The sequence below is a fragment of the Pseudomonas sp. BGI-2 genome (assembly GCF_004310295.1).
Taxonomy (GTDB): Bacteria; Pseudomonadota; Gammaproteobacteria; order Pseudomonadales; family Pseudomonadaceae; genus Aquipseudomonas.
The window spans coordinates 180,626-202,990 of sequence record NZ_SISB01000004.1; the positions used below are offsets into that span (position 1 = coordinate 180,626).

Here is a 22,365-nt window from a genome sequence, read left to right on the forward strand (position 1 = left end):
ATCTGTGTGATTGTTTTGTTACTCGTAACTTTCATCGGTAACTAGGGCTGCGATGATGTCACATTGCGACGATGTCTTTCTGACGCCATAAAGTCGAACAAGTTAACCCCATTACATCGCGCCTTTAAGTCAGCGACCCAACATGAATAAAAGCATGTAGCGGGCACTGCGAAAATCAGCGTGTGCAGGGTTGGCAGTGCCCGTGGTGCCGATTGCGATTATCGGTCGATGGTTCGATAATCGCCCAATCTTGCGGTCTGTGGCTTGTGTGCAGGACCCGAAGCCGCTTGTAATAGCCGCTGATCCGTGTAGGAAAAGGACCTGATATGAACGATCAAATGCGCAATTCCTTCGCTTCAGTGGCGCCGCCGATCGTGGCCTCGCCAGCCAAGCGAATCCAGGCCTTGACCGGCGACCCGGATTTCATGACATCCCTGGCCAGGGGGTTGGCGGTGGTGCAAGCATTCCAGGAGCGCAAGCGACACCTGACCATTGCCCAGATCAGTCACCGCACGGAAATTCCACGCGCCGCTGTGCGACGTTGCCTGCACACCCTGATCAAACTCGGCTACGCCACCACGGACGGTCGCACCTATTCGCTGCTGCCCAAAGTGCTGACGCTCGGCCATGCCTACCTGTCCTCGACGCCGTTGGCGGTTTCCGCTCAGCCGTATCTGGACCGCATGAGCGAGCAACTTCACGAGGCCTGCAACATGGCCACGCTGGAGGGCGACGACATTTTATACATCGCTCGCTCGGCGACCACTCAGCGCCTGATTTCCGTCGACCTGTCGGTGGGCGGACGATTGCCGGCCTATTGCACCTCCATGGGCAGGATTCTTCTCGCGGCACTGGATGACACTTCGCTGCGCGAATACCTCGACCATGCGGAGTTCCAGGCGAAGACCAGCCGCACCTTGCACACCCCCGAGGCGTTGCTCGAATGTTTGCAGGAAGTGCGGCAGCAAGGCTGGTGCATCGTCGATCAGGAACTGGAGCAAGGCCTGCGCTCGATTGCCGTTCCGGTGTACGACGCTTCCGGCCAGGTGGTGGCGGCGCTCAACGTCAGTACCCACGCCGGGCGGGTCAGCCGCAACGAGCTGGAGCAACGTTTCCTGCCGGGCTTGCTGAGTGCCAGTCGCGACCTCAGCGCTCAGTTGTTTGCCTAAGCTGTTCGATAAACGCACAGAGTCGCGTTTATCGAATTGACGCTGTTTCCCCAGGATCATTACTGTCGCGGCAGCGCCAGCCCAAGGCTGGCACCTGTCCGACTGCGTTCTTGCGTGGAATAAAAATAATGAACCAGCCTCAGTCTGCTGTAGGAAACTGCCTCGACGTGCAGTCCTTCATCAATGCTCAACCCATTTCGCGCTACCAGTGGCGAGTGGTGATCCTGTGTTTCCTGATTGTCTTCCTCGATGGCCTCGACACCGCGGCCATGGGCTTCATCGCGCCGGCCCTGTCCCAGGACTGGGGCATCGATCGCGCCAGTCTCGGCCCGGTCATGAGTGCGGCGCTGATCGGCATGGTTTTCGGCGCACTGGGCTCCGGCCCATTGGCTGACCGCTTTGGGCGAAAAGTCGTACTGGTCGGCGCGGTGCTGTTGTTCGGCGCTTTCAGCCTGGCATCGGCGTACAGCACCAACGTCGATCAACTGCTGGTGCTGCGTTTTCTCACAGGCCTGGGCCTTGGCGCCGGGATGCCGAACGCCACCACGCTGTTGTCGGAATACACCCCCGAGCGCAAAAAATCCCTGCTGGTGACCAGCATGTTTTGCGGCTTTAACCTCGGCATGGCCGGTGGCGGGTTTATCTCGGCCAAGCTGATTCCTGCTTTCGGCTGGCACAGTCTGCTGCTGATCGGCGGGATTCTGCCGTTGATCCTCGCCGTCGTCTTGCTGTTCTGGCTGCCGGAATCGGCGCGTTACCTGGTCGTGCGCAATCGCGGCACCGACAAAGTGCGCAAGGCGCTGGCGCCGATCGATCCGACCGTTGTCGCTCAGGCCTCCAGCTTCAGTGTGCCGGAGCAGAAAACCGTGAAGGCGCGCAACGTGTTCGCGGTGATCTTCTCCGGCACCTATAGCACCGGCACTTTGTTGTTGTGGCTGACCTACTTCATGGGGCTGGTGATCGTTTACCTGCTGACCAGTTGGCTGCCGACGCTGATGCGCGACAGCGGCGCAAGCATGGAGCAAGCGGCGTTCATTGGCGCGCTGTTTCAGTTTGGCGGGGTGCTGAGCGCAGTGGGCGTGGGCTGGGCGATGGACCGGTTCAATCCGCACAAGGTTATCGGCATTTTCTACTTGATGGCCGGGGTGTTTGCCTACGCGGTGGGGCAAAGCCTGGGCAACATCACGCTATTGGCGACGTTGGTGCTGGTGGCCGGGATGTGCGTCAACGGCGCGCAATCGGCGATGCCTTCGCTGGCGGCACGGTTTTATCCGACTCAAGGGCGCGCGACCGGGGTCTCGTGGATGCTGGGGATTGGCCGGTTCGGCGCGATCCTCGGGGCGTGGATGGGCGCAACGCTGCTGGGCCTCGGTTGGAATTTTGAACAGGTGCTGACGGCGCTGGTGATTCCGGCGGCATTGGCGACGACTGCGGTGGTGATCAAGGGCATGGTCAGTCATGCGGATGCGACCTGAGGGCCTGATCCAGATTCTTTGGCGAGTTTGATGACCTCTTCGCGGGCAAGCCTCGCTCCTACAGGATTAACGATGTCCGTGAACGCGGCGAATCTGTAGGAGCGAGGCTTGCCCGCGAAGCTTTTTTGGATCGGTAGCGAGACAACAATCTGTTCGATAAACGAACACTCAGTCGATTATCGGATTGTTTGACGTTTTGCACAGGCTTAACCTTCAGGCATTCCGGCGCTGAACCTCGCGCCCTTTTCATCCACTGTCGGTTCATAACAAAACGGGAGCCTGCCCCATGGCTGAAATTCTTTCGCTGCACGACGCGGTGAAGCAATTCGTCAACGACGGCGATACCGTCGCGCTCGAAGGCTTCACTCACCTGATCCCTACGGCGGCGGGTCACGAAATCATTCGCCAGGGCAAGAAAGACCTGACCTTGGTGCGGATGACGCCTGACCTGGTCTACGACCAGTTGATCGGCGCCGGTTGTGCTCGCAAGCTGATTTTCTCCTGGGGCGGCAACCCGGGCGTCGGTTCGCTGCACCGCCTGCGTGACGCCGTCGAGAAGCAGTGGCCACAGGCGCTGGAAATCGAAGAACACAGCCACGCCGACCTGGCCAATGCCTACGTCGCTGGCGCATCCGGCCTACCGTTCGCGGTGCTGCGTGCCTACGCCGGTTCCGACCTGCCGAAGGTCAATCCGCTGATTAAAACCGTTACCTGCCCATTCACCGGCGAAGTATTGGCTGCCGTGCCTTCGGTGCGCCCGGACATCACCGTGATTCACGCGCAGAAAGCCGACCGCAAAGGCAACGTGCTGCTCTGGGGCATTCTCGGCGTGCAGAAAGAAGCGGCGTTGGCCGCCAAGCGCTGCATCGTTACCGTCGAAGAAATCGTCGACGACCTCAATGCACCGATGAACTCGTGTGTTCTGCCGACGTGGGTGTTGAGCGCGGTCTGCCACGTTCCCGGCGGCGCGCATCCGTCCTACGCTCACGGCTACAACGAGCGTGATAACCGTTTCTACCAGGCCTGGGACCCGATTGCCCGCGACCGTGAAACCTTCACCGCGTGGATCAACGAATACATCCACGGCTGCGCTGACTTCAGCGAGTTCCAGGCCAAGCTGGCCGCTGCTTCGGAGGCCAGGTAATGACTTACACCACCAATGAAATGATGACCGTCGCCGCCGCCCGCCGCCTGAAGAACGGTTCAGTGTGCTTTGTCGGCATCGGCCTGCCGTCGAAAGCGGCCAACCTGGCGCGACTGACTTCCTCGCCGGATGTAGTCCTGATCTACGAATCGGGTCCGATCGGTGCCAAGCCGAGCGTACTGCCGCTGTCGATCGGTGACGGCGAGTTGGCGGAAACTGCCGACACCGTCGTCCCGACCGGTGAGATTTTTCGCTATTGGTTGCAGGGCGGACGCATCGACGTCGGTTTCCTCGGTGCCGCGCAAGTCGACCGCTTCGGCAACATCAACACCACGGTGGTCGGTGACTACCACCAGCCGAAAGTCCGCCTGCCGGGTGCCGGTGGTGCGCCGGAGATTGCCGGTTCGGCGAAAAGCGTTCTGATTATCCTCAAACAGTCGGCACGTTCCTTCGTCGACAAACTCGACTTCATCACCTCGGTCGGCCACGGCGAGGGCGGTGATTCACGCAAGCGTCTCGGCCTGCCGGGCGCAGGTCCGGTCGGCATCATCACCGACCTGTGCATCATGGAACCGGAAGCGGACACCCATGAATTCGTGGTCACCGCACTGCACCCGGGCGTAACCCGCGAGCAAGTGATTGCTGCCACCGGTTGGGCAATTCGTTTCGCAGACACGGTTGAACACACCGCCGAGCCCACCGACGTTGAATTGAAGGCGCTCAGGGATCTGGAAGCCCGCACCGCCGCCGCCCACGGCCAAGCACCGGGAGAAGCGTGATGCGCGACGTTTATATCTGCGACGCGATTCGCACCCCCATCGGCCGTTTCGGCGGTGGCTTGTCGGCGGTTCGTGCTGACGACCTCGCCGCCGTGCCGATCAAGGCGTTGATGGACCGCAACCCGTCGGTGGACTGGGCAGCCGTGGACGAGGTGTTTCTCGGCTGCGCCAACCAGGCCGGCGAAGACAATCGCAACGTCGCACGCATGGCGCTACTGCTGGCCGGGCTGCCGGAAAGCATTCCAGGCGTTACGCTCAATCGCCTGTGCGCTTCGGGCATGGACGCCATCGGCACCGCCTTCCGCGCCATCGCCAGCGGTGAAATGGAGCTGGCGATTGCCGGCGGCGTCGAGTCGATGTCCCGCGCGCCGTTTGTGATGGGCAAGGCCGATGCGGCGTTCTCGCGCAACATGAGGCTGGAAGACACCACCATTGGCTGGCGCTTCATCAATCCGTTGATGAAAGCCCAATACGGCGTCGATGCGATGCCGCAGACCGCCGATAACGTGGCAGACGATTACGAAGTGTCCCGCGAGGATCAGGACGCTTTCGCCCTGCGCAGCCAGCAGCGCACAGCCGCCGCGCAAGCTGCAGGATTTTTCGCTGAAGAAATCGTCGAAGTGCGCATTGCCCACAAGAAAGGGGAAAGCGTCGTCAGCCAGGATGAGCATCCACGTGCCGATACCACGCTGGAAACCCTGGCCAAACTGAAACCGGTCAATGGCCCCGACAAAACCGTCACCGCGGGCAACGCTTCGGGAGTGAACGACGGTGCCGCGGCTTTGATCCTGGCCTCGGCCGACGCGGTGAAGAAACACGGCCTGACCGCTCGCGCCAAAGTGCTGGGCATGGCGAGCGCCGGTGTCGCACCGCGGGTGATGGGCATCGGCCCGGTCCCGGCGGTGCGCAAACTGACTGAACGCCTGGGCCTGGCCGTCAGCGATTTCGACGTGATCGAACTCAATGAAGCCTTCGCCAGCCAGGGTCTGGCGGTGCTGCGTGAATTGGGTATTGCGGACGATGCGGCACAGGTCAATCCGAACGGTGGCGCCATTGCCCTGGGCCATCCGTTGGGCATGAGCGGTGCGCGTCTGGTCCTGACCGCGTTGCATCAATTGGAAAAGACGGGCGGCAAGAAAGGTCTGGCGACCATGTGCGTCGGCGTCGGCCAGGGTCTGGCCTTGGCGATCGAACGCGTCTGACGCGCAGCCGTGACAATAAGAACAGAGGAAAGCGAAATGACTGACAAGCCTGGTTACCGTCGCCCGCAGGAGGGCTCCCAGCCGGACTACCTGCACCCGACTTATCAATCCACCAATCGTCGCGCGCCGTCCAAGCCGTTGGTGTTTTTGCCTCATTCGTTGTCGGAAATTACCGGCCCGACCATCGGCGCCGAGCGTATTAACGAGAAGGACAACGACCTGACCGCCCAGCACATGGGCGAGCCATTGGGCGAGCGCATCATCATCCACGGCCGCGTGCTGGATGAAGACGGTTTGCCGGTACCGGGGATTCTGGTGGAGATCTGGCAGGCCAATGCCGCCGGTCGCTACAACCATGCCCGCGACCTGCACGACGCGCCGCTGGACCCGAACTTCACCGGCACCGGCCGCACCGTGACCGACGCCGATGGCTGGTACCAGTTCCAGACCATCAAACCGGGCGCCTACCCGTGGGGCAACCACCACAACGCCTGGCGTCCGGCGCATATCCATTTCTCACTGTTCGGGCCGAGCATTCTGACGCGGCTGGTCACGCAAATGTATTTCCCGGGTGACCCGTTGCTGGCTTATGACCCGATCTACAACTGCGTGCCCGATACCCGCGCCAAAGAGCGTTTGATCGCCACGTTCGATCTGGAAAAAACCATCCCTTCCTATGCCCTCGGTTATCGCTGGGACATCGTCTTGCGCGGCCGCGAAGCCACGCCGATGGAGAAATAAGATGACGCTGAACGCGACCACGTCCCACACCGTCGGGCCGTATTACCACATCGGCCTGACTTGGCTGAACCGCGAAGACCTGACCGTTGAACAAACCCTCGGTGAGCGCGTGGCGATCACCGGGCAAGTCGTCGACGGCAACGGCGACTTCGTCAACGACGCGATGCTGGAAGTCTGGCAGGCCAACGCCGCCGGCAAATACGACCACCCCGAAGACGACCAGGCCAAACCCCTGGACCCGAACTTCCAAGGCTTTGGCCGGGTGCCGGTGGATGCTGAAGGGCGCTTTCGCTTCACCACCATCAAGCCTGGAACGGTGGAAGGCCTTAAGGGTTCGACCCAGGCGCCGCATTTGGTGGTGCTGGTGTTTGCTCGTGGGTTGGTGAAGCACTTGCTGACGCGAGTTTACTTTGAGGGCGAACCGGCGAATGTCGAGGACCCGCTGTTGGAGTGCGTGCCGGCTGAGCGCCGCAATACCTTGCTGGCGAAGAAGGATGCGTCGGGTGTTTATCAGTGGAATGTCATTCTTCAGGGCACCGACGCCGAGACGGTGTTCTTCGATTACTGAGTTGGCTTGAGACCTTCGCGGGCAATCCGACTTGCCCGCGAAGACGTCCTCAAGGCCGCCACAGAATGTTCCTGTGGAACGGGATTGTTGCAAAGTGTGTCTAGACTGTCATGGTCCTCAAAGAGTGAAAAACAATGACAACGACCACCGCTTTTACAGAGCACTACACCGGCGAAGAGCGCAGCAAGCGGATCTTCGCAATTGTCGGCGCTTCGTCCGGCAACCTCGTCGAATGGTTCGACTTCTACGTCTACGCCTTTTGCGCGATCTACTTTGCGCCAGCTTTTTTCCCGTCCGACAACCCCACCGTGCAGTTGGTGAATACCGCTGGCGTGTTCGCGGCCGGGTTCCTGATGCGACCGATTGGCGGCTGGATTTTTGGCCGTGTCGCGGACAAGCACGGGCGCAAGAATTCGATGTTGATCTCGATTCTGATGATGTGCTTTGGTTCGTTGCTCATCGCGTGCTTGCCGACCTATAAGGACATCGGCGTCTGGGCGCCGATCATGCTGCTGTTCGCCCGCTTGCTGCAGGGCCTGTCGGTTGGCGGGGAGTACGGCACCACCGCGACCTACATGAGCGAAGTCGCCCTCAAGGGCCAGCGCGGTTTCTTCGCCTCGTTCCAGTATGTGACGCTGATTGGCGGGCAATTGCTGGCGGTGTCGCTGGTGGTGATCCTGCAACAGTTCCTCACCGAAGATGACCTGCGTGCCTACGGCTGGCGGATCCCGTTTGTGGTCGGTGCGGTGGCGGCGCTGATTTCGCTGTTCCTGCGTCGTTCGCTGAAAGAAACCACCAGCAAGGAAATGCGCGAGAACAAGGACGCCGGCAGCATCCGCGCACTGTTCCGCGACCATAAGGCAGCCTTTATAACCGTGCTCGGTTACACCGCCGGTGGTTCGCTGATTTTCTACACCTTCACCACGTACATGCAGAAGTACCTGGTGAACACCGCCGGCATGCACGCCAAGACCGCCAGTTTCATCATGACCGGCGCGCTGTTCCTTTATATGTGCATGCAGCCGCTGTTCGGCATGCTCGCGGACAAGATCGGCCGGCGTAACTCGATGCTCTGGTTCGGCGCCCTCGGGACGCTGTGCACCGTGCCGATCCTGCTGAGCCTGAAAAGCGTCAGCAGTCCGTTCCTGGCCTTTGTGCTGATTACCGTGGCGCTGGCAATCGTCAGTTTTTACACGTCCATCAGTGGCCTGGTCAAAGCCGAAATGTTCCCGCCAGAGGTGCGTGCATTGGGTGTCGGCCTGGCTTACGCCGTGGCAAATGCAATCTTCGGCGGTTCGGCGGAATATGTGGCCCTGAGCCTTAAAGCCGTGGGCATGGAAAACTCCTTCTACTGGTACGTGACGGTGATGATGGCGGTGGCGTTCCTGTTCAGCCTGCGCCTGCCGAAACAGGCCAAGTACTTGCACCACGACCTTTGATCCATACGCGTGGGCCTCAATGGCCCACGCCTTCAGGGACTGTTTATGAACCAGCGACCGGGCAATCAATTGTTCGATGCCTATTTCACGGCCCGCGACATGCGTGAAGTGTTCTGTGATCAGGGCCGGGTTCAGGCCATGCTCGATTTCGAAGCGGCACTGGCCCGGGCAGAGGCGCGGGTTGGCTTGATTCCGCAGACGGTTGTTGCCTCGATCGAAGCGGCATGTCGGGCCGGGCATTACGACTTTGTCGCTCTGGGCGAAGCGATTGCCACGGCGGGCAACTCGGCGATTCCGCTGGTCAAGGCGTTGGGTAAACAGATTGCGGCCAACGATGCCGAAGCCGAACGCTACGTGCATCTGGGCGCAACTAGCCAGGACGTGATGGACACGGGGCTGGTGCTGCAACTGCGCCGCGCGTTGGAACTGATCGAAAGCGATCTGGCGCAACTGGGCGAAACCCTCTCGACTCAAGCCCGGCGTTACGTCGGCACGCCGCTCGCCGGACGCACCTGGCTGCAGCACGCAACGCCCGTCACCCTCGGCATGAAAATCGCCGGTTGGCTGGGCGCCGTGACCCGCAGCCGTCAGCGTCTGCGCGAACTCAAACCGCGTCTGCTGGTGCTGCAATTCGGCGGCGCCTGCGGAACACTGGCGGCCCTCGGCGAGCAAGCGATGCCGATTGCCGAAGCCTTGGCCGGTGAGCTGCAACTGACGTTGCCGGACCAACCCTGGCACACCCAGCGTGATCGTTTGGTGGAGTTCGGTGCGGTACTCGGTTTGATCGCCGGCAGCCTCGGCAAACTTGGCCGCGATATCAGTCTGTTGATGCAGACGGAAGCCGGCGAAGTGTTCGAGCCGTCGGCACCGGGCAAGGGCGGTTCCTCGACCATGCCGCACAAACGCAACCCCGTGGGCGCGGCGGTGATGATCGGTGCGGCAACGCGGGTTCCCGGTTTGCTCTCGACCCTGTTCAGCGCCATGCCGCAGGAACACGAGCGCAGCCTGGGCCTGTGGCATGCCGAATGGGAAACCCTGCCGGAGATTTGCTGCCTGGTGTCCGGCAGCCTTAAACAAGCATTGCTGGTGGCGGATGGACTGGAAGTGGACGCCGATCGTATGGCGCGCAACCTCGACCTGACCCAGGGGCTGGTGCTGGCCGAAGCGGTGAGCATCGTCCTCGCCCAACGGGTCGGCCGCGACACCGCGCACCATTTGCTGGAGCAATGCTGCAAATGTGCGGTAGCCGAGCAACGTCATCTGCGAGCGGTACTCGGCGACGAGCCGCAAGTGACCGCCGAGCTTTCTGCTGCTGAACTCGATCGTCTGCTGGACCCCGCCCATTACCTCGGTCAGGCCCATACCTGGGTCGAGCGAGCGGTGGCTGAACATTCTGCGTTGACTGCCTGAAGGAGATTGCTGTGGCTTTCGTACAACTCGCCGAGGGCGAACTGCACTACCAACTTGATGGACCGGACAATGCACCGATGCTGGTGCTGTCCAACTCGCTCGGTACCGATTTGCACATGTGGGACGCGCAAATTGCGGCGTTTACCGAGCACTTCCGGGTGCTGCGTTTCGACACCCGGGGTCATGGCAAATCGCTGGTCACGCCGGGTCCGTACAGTATCGAGCAACTGGGCCATGACGTGCTGGTGCTGCTGGATGCGTTGCACATCGAGCGGGCACATTTTTGCGGTCTGTCCATGGGCGGCCTGATCGGCCAGTGGCTGGGCATCAATGCTGGCGAGCGGTTGAACAAACTTGTGGTGTGCAACACCGCGGCGAAAATCGGCGATCCGTCGGTGTGGAATCCACGGATCGAAACTGTGCTGCGTGACGGTCCGGCCGCCATGGTCGCGCTGCGCGATGCGTCGATTGCGCGCTGGTTCACCGCGGATTTTGCCGATGCGAATCCTGCTGCAGCGAAGAAGATTACCGACATGCTCGCGGCCACTTCGCCTGAAGGTTATGCCGCCAATTGCGCCGCCGTGCGCGATGCCGATTTCCGTGATCAGCTGTCCTCGATCAAGGTGCCGCTGCTGGTCATCGCCGGCACCGAAGATGCGGTGACGCCGCCGTCCGGTGGGCACTTTATTCAGGAGCATGTGCAGGGCGCCGAGTACGCCGAGTTTTATGCTGCGCACCTGTCCAACGTCCAGGCCGGTGCTGATTTCAGCAACCGTGTGCTGGCGTTTCTGTTGGCTCATTAAGGGGATTGTTGTGGACGAGAAACAACGTTACGACGAGGGGCTGAACGTCCGTCGCGCGGTGCTCGGCGATGCCCATGTCGACCGCAGCCTGGTTGCATTGACCGAGTTCAACTCGGAGTTTCAGGAAATGATCACTCGCCACGCGTGGGGTGACATCTGGACCCGTCCGGGCCTGCCGCGCCATACCCGCAGCCTGATCACCATCGCCATGCTGATCGGCATGAACCGCAACGAAGAGCTCAAACTGCACCTGCGCGCCGCCGCCAACAACGGCGTGACCCGCGGCGAGATCAAGGAAGTGATCATGCAGAGCGCGATCTACTGCGGCATCCCGGCGGCCAATGCGACGTTTCATTTGGCGGAGTCGGTTTGGGATGAGCTTGGCGTTGAGTCTCGGGAGTAAATTTCGGGTTTTGCGTTGTTAGAGCTGACGCTTTCGCGGGCAAGCCTCGCTCCTACAGGTACTGCGCCAATTTTTAAATGGTGCAAAACCTGTAGGAGCGAGGCTTGCCCGCGAAAGCAATGTCATGACTTACACCGTGGCGACAATGAAGATCCGCTTGAACGGAAACAGCGTGTGGCCATCGCACTCATGCGGGTAATGCGCATGCACCCGCATCATGAAGTGATAAATGAACCGCGCCTGTTCGTCATCCTTCAACCCTTGCATCACCGCCCGCAAGGCCGAGACCTTGATCCAGTCATAAATCGGCGACTTGCCGTCGACGACCTGCAACTGCTCGGTTTCCCAGATATCCAGCGTTCGGGTGATCGGTGAGAGCAACCGGTAGTAATCTTCCAACGACAGCAACGGCCGCGCTGCCATCGTCTCGCGCAATTGCGGGGAGCCGAGCGATTTACCGTCGGCGCCGCCATCGTTGAGTGTGTCGAGCATCAGTTGATACCACAGCGCATCCCGCCAGTCGGGCATGTGCGCTGCCAGACAACCACCCACATTGAGATAACCGAGCAAACGCGGTAGCAGCTGTTCGTGACCGTCGATGAAGTGCAGCACGGCGGCGGCAAAGAGCAGGTCGGCCGGTTGCTCCGGCTGCCAGTTCTGTAGATCGCACCGCTTCCACTGTGCTTTGATCGGCAAGCATCTGGCCTCCCCAAGCATCTGCTCAGAACTGTCGACACCCATCAGGTGCGCGCGGGGCCAGCGCTTGGCCAGAGCTTGCGTTGCAATGCCGGTGCCACACCCGAGGTCGTAGATGCATTTGGGGTTTTCAAGGTCGACGCGGTCCAGTAGCTCGTTTACCGGTCGTTTTCGAAGCATCGAGAATTGCTGGTAGGCCCTGGCATCCCAGTCTGTGCTGGTATTCCTTGCTGTATGCAGTTTGGTGCTCATGAGGTTGTCCTCTCTGACCGTTCAAAGTTGTCTTCCAATGACGTTGAGGGTTTTGAGTGCGAACCCCACACCTCGTCGAGTATCGGGTTCGCGCAATAATTTCAGTAGCTGGTAAAAGCCAGGGGGCTGCTCGTTTGCCGCGCTATCGGCTTTTGCCATGCGTACGGCGTTGCTGACGCTCCAGGTAGCCGCTGTTGCGTTCTCGAAAAGCTGAGCCAGCTTTTCCACCATCGGGGCGTCCAGCAGGTCGACGAGGTCGCTGACCAGCGAAAGCAGGTCCACCAGGTTGTCCAGCCGCCCACCGTCAATCAACGGTTTCAGCTTTTCCATCAGTGCGTTTAATCCAGGGCTGATGGCGGGTGCGATTGATTCATTTGATAGGTCCATGACGATTCATCCTTTCCCTGTGCAGGGTCAAAGCATTCCGCGGGCGCAAGCCCAGTACAGACCGCGATTGAATCCGTTCCTGAGTAACCCGCCGAGTTTGGTTGGCGGGGTTGGCAGGACATCGCGCTCGTAGTCATAACAAAGCGGCATTCCCGCATTCAGGCCCATTTGCGCCACGGCCTGAACACGTCCGTCGTATACGGCGATGGTGGTGCCCAGACGAATTTCGGCGGCGATGTTGTTGGCGATTACGGGGGCCTAGTTATGGCATGCGCCTCCGGCTTTGCTGACAGGCAGGTCGACGGTGTCACCGATGACGTAGACGTTTTCCAGTCCATAGACCTGCAGCGTTTCGTGGTTGGTGGGCAACCAGCCTTCGCGGTTGGGTGCTTGAGAGGCTCCGGACTCAAGCACGGCATCCACCGCGCAGATGGGCGGTGTGGCCATCAGGATGTTGTAGGGCTGCGCGTCGCCTTCTTCGGAGTAGGCAATTTTGCTGTCTGGATCAACACGACTCAGCGTAAAACCACGCTGAAAATGGATGTTTTTCTGCTCGAAAATCTTCGGCAGAATTTCCCCGGTCGGGCGTTGCAGGAACAGGCAGTTTCGCAGTAGTTGAGCCGTAGTCGGGTAGGTGTAAATGATTTCCACCTTGTCCCGCACCCCCCGACGCCGCAGAAAGTCATCAAGCATCAAGGTGGTTTCGACAGGCGCGATACCGCATTGATGCGGAACGTTAGGCGTTTTCGGGAAGGAAACGGTAATGAAAATGCGGCCTTTTTCGATGGTGCTCAGCTTTTGCGCCAGTTGCCTGGCGGGCTCGTATTGATAGAAATGGTCGCCGGCTTCCTTCAGGCCTTCGATGCGTTCCGGGGCGGGTACGCAGCCTGTGGCGATCACCAGAAAATCATAGTCGTAAACTTTGCCACTACGAGTTTTCAGGCGTTGCCCGGGGAAATCAAAACGTGTCACTTCTTCAACTTTGAAGGTGATTTCCGGGCGTAACAATGAACGCTCCGCACGCTTGAGTTCTTCCTGAAAAAACAGGTTGAACGCCACATACATGAACGCAGGTTTATAAAAGTGATCGGGGGAATTGGACAGCAGTGCAATCGAGACTTCGCCGCGCAGGATTTCCGGATACAGCTTGCTGGCCAGTTGATTGGCCAACATGGTTCCACCTACGCCGCCACCGACGATAACTATTCGCTTGCTCATACCTGACCTCCGCGGTCATGGCAGCTTCGCGTACAGCATCCGGAGATAACGGAAGGAAACAGGGGCTCCTACATCTGGGCTGGAGAATTAAACACACCTTCTTGACTGTATCTGCCAACTCGCAAAATGCCAGTCACGCCGACCGGTGGTTACAGGCAGCGGGGTTTAACTTCCCCCGCTGCCCTGGTGCGTTTACAACAAACTGATCGGATAGCTGACGATCAACCGATTCTCATCGAACTCATTGTTGCTGAAGTCCCGGCGCAGGGTCGAGTTGCGCCATTTGACGTTGAGGTCCTTGAGCGCGCCGCTCTGCACGGTGTAGCCCAGTTCACTTTCGCGGCCCCATTCCTTGCCGTCAGTGATGGCGCCGGTGTGCACGTTGTCGCCGCTGATGTAGCGGTTCATCAGGGTCAGGCCGGGGATGCCGAGGGCGACGAAGTTGTAGTCGTGGCGCGCCTGCCAGGATTTTTCCCGGGCGTTGTCATAACTGGCGTTGTAGCTGTCGTTGGCCAGGGTGCCGCCGCTGGTGCCGTTGACCCGCATCCAGGCACTGTCGCCGGTGAGCTTTTGCAGGCCGACGTAAAAGGTGTGGCCGCCGTACCTGGCCGAGAACAGGCCCGACCAGGTCTTGTTGTCCAGATCGCCAGCCCGGGCGCTGCCGTCATCCTTGCCATAGAAGAAACCGAGGTTGGCGCCCAGCGTCCAGTCGCCGATGGGCTGGCTGTGAATCAGGTTCACGTATTGCTGGCTGTAGATGTCCTTGAGTTCGGCATTCCACAGGCCGATCTGGGTGCGTTTGTCGTTGAACGCGTATTCGCCGCCCTGGAAGTTGAAGCGGTCGGAGGTGAAGGTCGGTTTTCCGGTCATCGACAGGTCGCTCATGCTGCTGTCGTCGCGCGGGCTGTTGGCGCGGAACTGGCCGCCATAGAGCGTCAGGCCGGCAATTTCTTTCGAGGTGATCTGACCGCCACGGAAGGTTTGCGGCAGGGAGCGACCGTCGTCCGAGCGCAGGATCGGCAGCACCGGCATCCATTCGCCTACTTTGACTTCGGTCTGCGAAAACCTGGCCTTGAACGCTACGTTGGTACGACCGAAGTTGTCCGCCGGGCGACCGTCGTGGTCCAGCGGCAGCAACTGCGTCCCGCCCGTGCCTTTTCCGCCATCGAGCTTCACCGAGTACAGCCCCAGCACATCCATGCCGAACCCGACGGTGCCCTGGGTGAAGCCGGACTTGGCGTCGAGGATGAAACTTTGTGTCCACTCTTCAGCTTTGCCTTGGGCCTTGGTTGGGTTGGTGAAGTTGCGGTTGATGTAGAAGTTGCGCAGGTTCAGGTTGACCTTGGCGCCTTCGACAAAACCCGGTTCCTCGGCCATGGCGGGCAGGGCCGCACCGGCCAGAGCGATGGCGATCAGGCTTGGGAAGTAATACGGCGTAGTGCAAGGCGTCATGGGCTCGGGTCTCTCTAATTGTTAGGGATGAAACGGTGCGGTGCCGCAACGTTGGGGTTGCAGACAAAGGTCTCGAATGGGTGAAAAACGGGAGCGGGATCAGCCGGACAGGGCAGGGCGCGGGGGCATGGTGTCGAACCTGATGTTATTGGTCTTGTACGACGAATGGTGCGGGGGATGGACTGGATGGTTCAATCGGGGGAAGCGGGTTTTGGGCGGTTATCGAACGCAAGATGGGCCGAGGCGTTTGTGGTGTCAGGGCTGGCCTCTTCGCGGGCAAGCCTCGCTCCTACAGTGTCCGCGTCGAGCTCAGACGGTATGCACCCCGCACCACCTGGAGCGAGGCTTGCCCGCGAAGAGGCCAGACCAGACACCACACCGTTTCCCGCAACTAACAAAAAGCCCACCGAAAGGTGGGCTTCTCTTACAACAGCGCTATCAGAACAACTTCATCTTCGGCGCTTCTTCTTTCAGCGGTTCGACTTTCGCCGTCTGCTCGTTCCAGCCACCACCCAGTGCCTTGTACAGATTGACCGCGCTGACCAGCTGCGCCAGACGATCAGTAATCAGCACCTGTTGCGCACTGAACAGCTGACGCTGGGCGTCGAGGAAGGTCAGGTTGCTGTCGACACCAATCCGGTAGCGACGCTCGGCCAGTCGGTAGTAGTCCTGGTTGGCGGTAACGAAGTCACGCTGCGCCTGCAACTGATCGGTGTAGGTCTGGCGGGCGGCCAGGCCGTCGGCGACTTCCTGGAAGGCTGTTTGAATGGACTTCTCGTAGTTCGCCACGCCGATGTCTTTCTGGATTTTCGAGTAATCCAGGCTGGCGCGCAGGCTGCCGGCGTTGAAGATCGGCAGGTTGATCTGCGGCGAGAACAGCCAGGTGCCCGAACCGCCCTTGAACAGACCGGACAGGTCCGGGCTCAGGGTGCCGGCGTTGGCAGTCAGGCTGATGCTCGGGAAGAACGCCGCCCGTGCCGCGCCGATGTTGGCGTTGGCCGCTTTCAGGTTGTATTCGGCCTGGAGGATATCCGGACGACGTTGCAGCAAGTCCGATGGCAGACCGGCCGGTACGTCGCTCAGCAGGTCGTCAGCCAGTGGTTTGGTGGCTTGCAGATTGGCCGGGATGCCGGTGCCTAGCAGCAACACCAGGCTGTTTTCATCCTGCGCGACCTGACGGGTGTACCTGGCCAGTTGCGCCCGGGCGTTTTCCACCGAGGTACGCGACTGGGCCAGGTCCAGGGCCGAGGCCACACCGACTTCGTTGCTGCGCGCGGTGAGCTTGTAGCTCTCATCGAACGCACCGAGGGTGTCCTGGGTCAGTTTCAGCAGTTCCTTGTCCGCCTGCCAGGTCAGGTAGGCGTTGGCCACGCTGGCCACCAGACTGATCTGCGTGCTGCGACGACCTTCTTCAGTGGCGAAGTACTTTTGCAGGGCTTCTTCACTGAGGCTGCGAACCCGACCGAACAGGTCGAGTTCATAGGCACTGATGCCGACGGTGGCCGAATAGGAACTGGTGATACCCGCTTCGCCAGTTTGCGAGGCACGCGCCGGAACGCGCTGACGGCTGCCAGTGCCATTGGCCGAAACGGCCGGGAACAGATCGGCACGCTGGATGCGGTACTGCGCCGCGAACGCGTCGATGTTCAGGGCCGCAACACGCAGGTCACGGTTGTTTTCCAGCGAGACCTGGATCAGCTGTTGCAGGGCCGGGTCATGGAAAAACTGCTTCCAGCCCTGTTCCGCAGCCGCCTGATTCGGCGCCTGGGCCGACGAGTACGCCGGGCCTTGCGGGTATTGGGCCGCCACCGGTGCTTCAGGCTGCTGATAATCGGGTATCAGCGAGCAGCCGCTCAGCACGAAGGCGGCAACTGCGATGGAGAGTAGCGACTTGCTCATTGGCCAGCCTCTTTAGAAGGTTCAATAGCGTCGTCCTGTTCGGCTTTTTTGCGCTGGCCGATGGACGACACGGTGACGAAGAACAGTGGGACCCAAAAGATCGCCAGGACCGTGGCGGTGATCATACCGCCAATAACGCCCGTACCGATTGCATGTTGGCTACCGGAACCTGCGCCCGTGGAAATCGCCAGCGGTACCACGCCGAGGACGAAGGCGAGCGAGGTCATGATGATCGGCCGCAAACGCATCCGGCACGCTTCGATCGCCGCATCGCGCAAGCTACGCCCTTGCTCATGCAGTTCCTTTGCGAATTCGACGATCAGAATGGCGTTTTTCGCCGCCAGACCGATGGTCGTCAACAGGCCCACCTGGAAGTAAACGTCGTTGGAGAGCCCCCGCAGACTGGTTGCCAACAGTGCACCGATGATCCCCAAAGGCACCACCAGCATCACCGCGATCGGAATCGACCAGCTTTCGTACAGCGCCGCCAGGCACAGGAACACCATCAGCAGCGACAACGCGTACAGCGCGGGAGCCTGCGAGCCGGACAGCCGTTCTTCGTACGACAGACCGGTCCAGGAAATACCGACACCGGCCGGCAGTTTCTTGGCCAGGGCTTCGACTTCCGCCATGGCTTCACCGGTGGAGTAGCCCGGAGCCGGGGCGCCGAGGATTTCCATCGCTTCTACGCCGTTGTAACGCGAGAGCTTCGGCGCACCGTAAATCCACTCGCCTTTGGCGAAAGCCGAGAAGGGCACCATGGTTCCTGCGGCGTTACGCACATACCATTTCTTGATGTCTTCCGGACTCATGCGCGAGCCGGGTTGGCCTTGCACGTAGACTTTCTTCACCCGACCACGGTCGATGAAGTCATTGACGTAGCTACTGCCCAAGGCAATCGACAGGGTGCTGTTGATGTCGGTGAGGGTCAGGCCCAGTGCACTGGCCTTCTCGTCATCGATTTCCAGCTGGTATTGCGGCTCGTCGTTCAGGCCGTTCGGACGCACCTGATAGAGCACCTTGCTCTGCGCCGCCATGCCGAGGAACTGGTTGCGAGCTTCCATCAACTTGTCGTGACCGATACCGGCACGGTCTTGCAGGAACACGTCGAAACCCGTGGCGTTACCCAATTCCAATACCGCGGGTGGCGCGAAGGCAAACACCATCGCATCGCGGAAGGTAAAGAAGTGCTGCTGGGCGCGGGCGGCGAGTTTGAACACGCTGTTTTCCGCATCCCGCTGATCCCACGGCTTGAGCATGATGAACGCCAGGCCCGAGCTTTGGCCGCGACCGGCGAAGTTGAAACCGTTGACGGTAAACACCGAGGCGACCGCGCTCGATTCCTTGTCCAGCAAGTAGGAGCGCATCTCATCGATCACCACCTGCGTGCGCTCGGCGCTGGAGCCGGCCGGGGTCTGCACCTGAGCGAACAGAACGCCCTGGTCTTCTTCCGGCAGGAACGCCGTTGGAATGCGGGTGAACAGCCAGATCATGCCGACGACAATGATCACGTAGGCCAACAGGTATGGCGCCTTGTGCGTCAGCATGTTGCCCACGCCACGCTCGTAGCTTTTGACGCCACGGTCAAAGCTGCGGTTGAACCAGCCGAAGAAGCCGCGTTTCGGTGTGCCGTGCTCGCCTTTCGGAATCGCCTTGAGCATGGTGGCGCAAAGGGCCGGAGTGAAGATCAGTGCGACCATCACGGACAGCGCCATGGCCGAAACGATGGTAATCGAGAACTGCTTGTAGATCACGCCCGTGGAACCGCTGAAGAAGGCCATCGGCAGCAGTACCGCCGACAGCACCAGGGCGATACCGACCAGTGCACCCTGGATCTGCCCCATGGATTTCTTGGTGGCCTCCTTGGGTGACAGGCCTTCTTCACTCATGACCCGTTCGACGTTTTCCACCACGACGATGGCATCGTCCACCAACAAACCGATGGCCAGCACCATACCGAACATGGTCAGGGTGTTGATGCTGAAACCGAACGCCGCGAGGATCCCGAATGTACCCAGCAATACCACCGGCACGGTCATCGTGGTGATGACGGTGGCGCGGAAGTTTTGCAGGAACAGGAACATCACCAGGAACACCAGCACGATCGCTTCGACCAGGGTTTCAACTACGCCCTTGATCGACTCGGTCACCACCGGGGTGGTGTCGTACGGGAAGACCACTTCCATGCCTTGCGGGAAGAACGGCTTGAGCGTGTTGATGGTGTTGCGCAGCGCTTTCGCGGTGTCGAGGGCGTTGGCACCGTTGGCCAATTTCACCGCCAGACCGGAAGCCGGTGCGCCGTTGAACTGAGCGTTGATGCTGTAGTTTTCACCGCCCAGGCCCACGTCGGCGACATCGGACAGGCGTACTTGCGAGCCGTCCTTGTTGACCTTGAGCAGGATCTTGTTGAACTGCTCGGCGGTCTGCAGACGGGTCTTGCCGATGATGGTGGCGTTCAACTGCTGGCCGGGCGCAGCAGGCAGGCCGCCCAGTTGACCGGAGGACACCTGGATGTTCTGCGCGGCGATGGCCGCTTTCACGTCCACTGGCGTCAGATTGAAGTTGTTCAGCTTGGCCGGGTCGAGCCAGATCCGCATCGCGTACTGGGCACCGAAGACCTGGAAGTCACCGACACCGGCGGTCCGCGAGATCGGGTCCTGCATGTTCGACACGATGTAGTTGGACAGGTCGTCCTTGGTCATGCTGCCGTCGCGCGACACCACGCCGATTACCATCAGGAAGTTCTTCACTGCCTTGGTCACGCGGATACCCTGTTGCTGCACTTCTTGCGGCAGCAGCGGGGTGGCCAGGTTCAGTTTGTTCTGGACCTGAACCTGCGCGGTATCGGAGTTGGTGCCTTGCTCGAAGGTCGCGGTAATGGTCATGCTGCCGTCGGAGTTACTTTCCGAGGAGACATAACGCAGGTTGTCGATACCGTTGAGCTGTTGCTCGATCACCTGCACCACGGTGTCCTGCACGGTTTGTGCAGACGCGCCTGGGTAGGTCACCGAGATGGCAATGGCCGGAGGCGCAATGCTCGGGTATTGGTTGATCGGGAGTTTGAGGATCGATAGTGCCCCGACCAGCATGATCACCAGGGCAATTACCCAGGCGAAAATCGGACGGTCGATAAAAAATCTGGACATGGTTTACTCCCCTTTGCCGCTGGAAGCCTTGCTAGTTGCCTGTGCGGAGACCGGGTTCTTTGCGCCAACGTTAGTCGCTTCACTGGCTTTGACTTCAATGCCAGGTTTGACGAATTGCAGTCCTTCGGTGATCAGACGATCGCCGGCCTTGAGACCGTCTTCGATCAGCCATTGGCTGCCGACAGTGCGGCTGGCCTTGAGCTGACGCAGTTCAACCTTGTTGTCGGCACCCACGACCAGCGCGGTCGGGGTGCCTTTGAGGTCGCGGGTCACGCCTTGTTGCGGCGCCAGAATCGCGGCGGCGTTCACACCGGCTTTAAGCTGAGCATGCACGAACATACCCGGAAGCAGCGTGTGATCCGGGTTCGGGAACACCGCACGCAAGGTCACGGACCCCGTGGTCTGGTCAACCGAGACTTCGGAGAATTCGAGCTTGCCTTCCTGTTTGTACTGGCTGCCGTCTTCGAGGGTCAGCTTGACCGCCGCTGCCGTGTCGCCAGCCTTTTGCAGGCGACCGCTTTCCAGTTCGCGACGCAGCTCAAGCAGCTCGACCGAAGACTGGGTGACGTCGACGTAAATCGGGTCGAGTTGCTGGATCACCGCCATGGCATCAGCCTGGCCGTTGCTGACCAGCGCGCCTTCGGTCACGTTCGAGCGACCGATGCGGCCGGAAATCGGCGCGTAGACTTTGGTGTAGCGCACATTGATCTGAGCGGTTTGCAGCGCGGCTTCCGATTGCATGCGGTTGGCCACGGCAGTGTCGTATTCCTGACGGCTGACAGCCTGTTCGTTGACCAACTGCTTATAGCGATCAGAGATCGACTTCGTCTGTTGCAGGTTGGCTTCGGCGCTTTTCAGCGTAGCGTCATAGACCGACGGATCGATCTGATACAGCTGCTGGCCGGCCTTGACGTCGCCACCTTCCTTGAACAGACGCTTGAGAATGATGCCGTTGACCTGTGGGCGTACTTCGGCAATGCGGAACGCACTGGTGCGGCCCGGAAGCTCGGACGTCAGGGTGAAGGCTTGAGGTTGCAGGGTAACCACGCCGACCTGAGGAGGCGGTGCGGCGGGTGCCGCTTCTTCCTTTTTGCATCCGCTGAGCAGTGATGCCAAGGCGACGGCGGCGACCAGAGCGGTAACAGCTGGCTTGAATTGCATGAAAATCCTCGGGTCAGGCGCGCAAGAAACGCACTCGAAATGTGGAAGGGTAAAAAATGAGTGCCGGGTGGATAAGTAGCTTGCTAAGGAATATACTTACGTTCATGGTTGTTTGTAAACACCTTGACTGCGTATCCATCCCGTTACCAACGCCCGTCAACGGTTCGAATTGTAAGCCGGGGACGAGACCCGAGAGCGCTCGCCCCACTTTTGTTCAGCGGCTGTTCAGACATCGCTGAAGCATACTGATTGAGGTTTTACTGCCATGGTCCGTCGTACCAAAGAGGAAGCTCAAGAAACCCGCAGCCAGATACTCGAAGCGGCAGAGAAAGCCTTTTATGAAAGGGGCGTGGCGCGTACGACGCTGGCGGACATCGCGACCCTGGCCGGCGTGACTCGCGGAGCCATCTACTGGCATTTCAGCAACAAGGCGGACCTGGTGCAGGCCATGCTGGATAGCCTGAAAGAGCCGCTGGATGAAATGGCCAGGGCCAGCGAAAGCGAAGATGAACTCGATCCGCTGGGCTGCATGCGCAAACTGCTGATTCATTTGTTTCATCAAGTTGCCCTGGACCCGAAAACCCGACGCATCAATGAGATTTTGTTTCATAAGTGCGAATTCACCGATGAAATGTGCGACCTGCGTCAGCAGCGTCGTGAGGTCAGCCTCGATTGCAATGTGCGAATCTCCCTGGCCCTGAGTAATGCAGTGAATCGAGGGCAAATGCCCGAGGATCTCGACACGGCCCGCGCGGCCATCAGCCTGCATGCCTACATCGATGGCATGCTTTACCAGTGGCTATTGGCCCCCGACAGTTTTCAACTGCACACCGAAGCCGAGCGTTGGGTCAATACAGGGTTGGACATGCTGCGCTTGAGCCCCAGCCTGCGCAAATAATACAAATGCGTAATTGGATCCGGCTATTTCAACCATTAAGGCGGGCGTTGATCCCTTCAATGCTCGCCTTGTTGCAATGGGATGCTTTTATATACGGACGCTCGTCAGGTTGAAAGGTAGCGA

At 60.0% G+C, this 22,365-nt stretch carries 18 protein-coding genes and 1 pseudogene; 12 read left to right on the forward strand and 7 right to left on the reverse strand.

Features of this window, described 5'->3' with window-relative positions; translation table 11 throughout:
- Positions 1 to 326: 326 nt before the first annotated feature.
- The 11 genes from pcaR (at position 327) to pcaC (ending at position 11,133) form a co-directional block, all read left to right on the forward strand.
- On the forward strand, positions 327 to 1,169 hold the full coding sequence (gene pcaR, locus EYC95_RS04535; RefSeq protein ID WP_010462552.1) for a pca regulon transcriptional regulator PcaR: 843 nt from the start codon (positions 327 to 329) through the stop codon (positions 1,167 to 1,169).
- 128 nt (positions 1,170 to 1,297) lie between these two features.
- Positions 1,298 to 2,644, forward strand: a complete 1,347-nt coding sequence (locus EYC95_RS04540) for an MFS transporter (protein ID WP_131059293.1) — start codon at positions 1,298 to 1,300, stop codon at positions 2,642 to 2,644.
- 286 nt (positions 2,645 to 2,930) lie between these two features.
- On the forward strand, positions 2,931 to 3,788 hold the full coding sequence (locus EYC95_RS04550) for a CoA transferase subunit A (RefSeq protein WP_131059295.1): 858 nt from the start codon (positions 2,931 to 2,933) through the stop codon (positions 3,786 to 3,788).
- Positions 3,788 to 4,567, forward strand: coding sequence for a CoA-transferase subunit beta (locus tag EYC95_RS04555; protein WP_131059296.1), 780 nt, complete (start codon positions 3,788 to 3,790; stop codon positions 4,565 to 4,567). Before EYC95_RS04550 ends, EYC95_RS04555 begins: the two co-directional genes overlap by 1 nt.
- On the forward strand, positions 4,564 to 5,769 hold the full coding sequence (gene pcaF / locus EYC95_RS04560) for a 3-oxoadipyl-CoA thiolase (protein WP_178083815.1): 1,206 nt from the start codon (positions 4,564 to 4,566) through the stop codon (positions 5,767 to 5,769). The genes EYC95_RS04555 and pcaF overlap by 4 nt, the downstream gene beginning before the upstream one ends.
- A gap of 36 nt (positions 5,770 to 5,805) precedes the next feature.
- Positions 5,806 to 6,510, forward strand: coding sequence for a protocatechuate 3,4-dioxygenase subunit beta (pcaH, locus tag EYC95_RS04565; RefSeq protein WP_131059298.1), 705 nt, complete (start codon positions 5,806 to 5,808; stop codon positions 6,508 to 6,510).
- A gap of 1 nt (position 6,511) precedes the next feature.
- Positions 6,512 to 7,078 (forward strand): protocatechuate 3,4-dioxygenase subunit alpha, encoded by a 567-nt coding sequence (pcaG, locus tag EYC95_RS04570; protein WP_131059299.1) that lies wholly within the window; start codon positions 6,512 to 6,514, stop codon positions 7,076 to 7,078.
- 134 nt (positions 7,079 to 7,212) lie between these two features.
- Complete coding sequence (locus EYC95_RS04575; RefSeq protein ID WP_131059300.1) at positions 7,213 to 8,517, forward strand: MFS family transporter; 1,305 nt, start codon at positions 7,213 to 7,215, stop codon at positions 8,515 to 8,517.
- Positions 8,518 to 8,562: 45 nt separating this feature from the next.
- Positions 8,563 to 9,927: a 3-carboxy-cis,cis-muconate cycloisomerase gene (locus EYC95_RS04580; protein ID WP_131059301.1), complete on the forward strand. Its 1,365-nt coding sequence runs from the start codon at positions 8,563 to 8,565 to the stop codon at positions 9,925 to 9,927.
- An 11-nt stretch (positions 9,928 to 9,938) separates the two neighbouring features.
- Complete coding sequence (gene pcaD / locus EYC95_RS04585) at positions 9,939 to 10,730, forward strand: 3-oxoadipate enol-lactonase (RefSeq protein ID WP_131059302.1); 792 nt, start codon at positions 9,939 to 9,941, stop codon at positions 10,728 to 10,730.
- Positions 10,731 to 10,740: 10 nt separating this feature from the next.
- Positions 10,741 to 11,133: a 4-carboxymuconolactone decarboxylase gene (pcaC, locus tag EYC95_RS04590; RefSeq protein WP_131059303.1), complete on the forward strand. Its 393-nt coding sequence runs from the start codon at positions 10,741 to 10,743 to the stop codon at positions 11,131 to 11,133.
- A gap of 129 nt (positions 11,134 to 11,262) precedes the next feature.
- Here pcaC and EYC95_RS04595 read toward each other — a convergent pair whose 3' ends face one another.
- From EYC95_RS04595 to emhA, 7 genes and pseudogenes are all read right to left on the reverse strand, one after another.
- Positions 11,263 to 12,081 (reverse strand): methyltransferase domain-containing protein, encoded by an 819-nt coding sequence (locus EYC95_RS04595; RefSeq protein ID WP_131059304.1) that lies wholly within the window; start codon positions 12,079 to 12,081, stop codon positions 11,263 to 11,265.
- Positions 12,082 to 12,102: 21 nt separating this feature from the next.
- A complete protein-coding gene (locus EYC95_RS04600) occupies positions 12,103 to 12,468 on the reverse strand; it encodes a DUF1641 domain-containing protein (protein WP_131059305.1) in 366 nt (121 codons plus the stop codon).
- A 27-nt stretch (positions 12,469 to 12,495) separates the two neighbouring features.
- A pseudogene (locus tag EYC95_RS04605) lies at positions 12,496 to 13,686 on the reverse strand (FAD/NAD(P)-binding oxidoreductase).
- Positions 13,687 to 13,878: 192 nt separating this feature from the next.
- Positions 13,879 to 15,138, reverse strand: coding sequence for an OprD family porin (locus EYC95_RS04610; RefSeq protein ID WP_131059306.1), 1,260 nt, complete (start codon positions 15,136 to 15,138; stop codon positions 13,879 to 13,881).
- A 438-nt stretch (positions 15,139 to 15,576) separates the two neighbouring features.
- On the reverse strand, positions 15,577 to 17,037 hold the full coding sequence (gene emhC, locus EYC95_RS04615; protein ID WP_131059307.1) for an efflux RND transporter outer membrane subunit EmhC: 1,461 nt from the start codon (positions 17,035 to 17,037) through the stop codon (positions 15,577 to 15,579).
- Complete coding sequence (gene emhB, locus EYC95_RS04620; protein ID WP_131059308.1) at positions 17,034 to 20,183, reverse strand: efflux RND transporter permease subunit EmhB; 3,150 nt, start codon at positions 20,181 to 20,183, stop codon at positions 17,034 to 17,036. The genes emhC and emhB overlap by 4 nt, the downstream gene beginning before the upstream one ends.
- Positions 20,184 to 20,186: 3 nt before the next feature.
- Positions 20,187 to 21,344 carry an efflux RND transporter periplasmic adaptor subunit EmhA gene (gene emhA, locus EYC95_RS04625; protein WP_131059309.1) on the reverse strand — a complete coding sequence of 386 codons (1,158 nt, stop codon included), beginning with the start codon at positions 21,342 to 21,344 and terminating at the stop codon, positions 20,187 to 20,189.
- A gap of 265 nt (positions 21,345 to 21,609) precedes the next feature.
- Between emhA and emhR the strand changes: the two genes are divergently transcribed.
- Positions 21,610 to 22,242, forward strand: coding sequence for an efflux system transcriptional repressor EmhR (gene emhR / locus EYC95_RS04630; RefSeq protein ID WP_131059310.1), 633 nt, complete (start codon positions 21,610 to 21,612; stop codon positions 22,240 to 22,242).
- Positions 22,243 to 22,365: the final 123 nt, after the last annotated feature.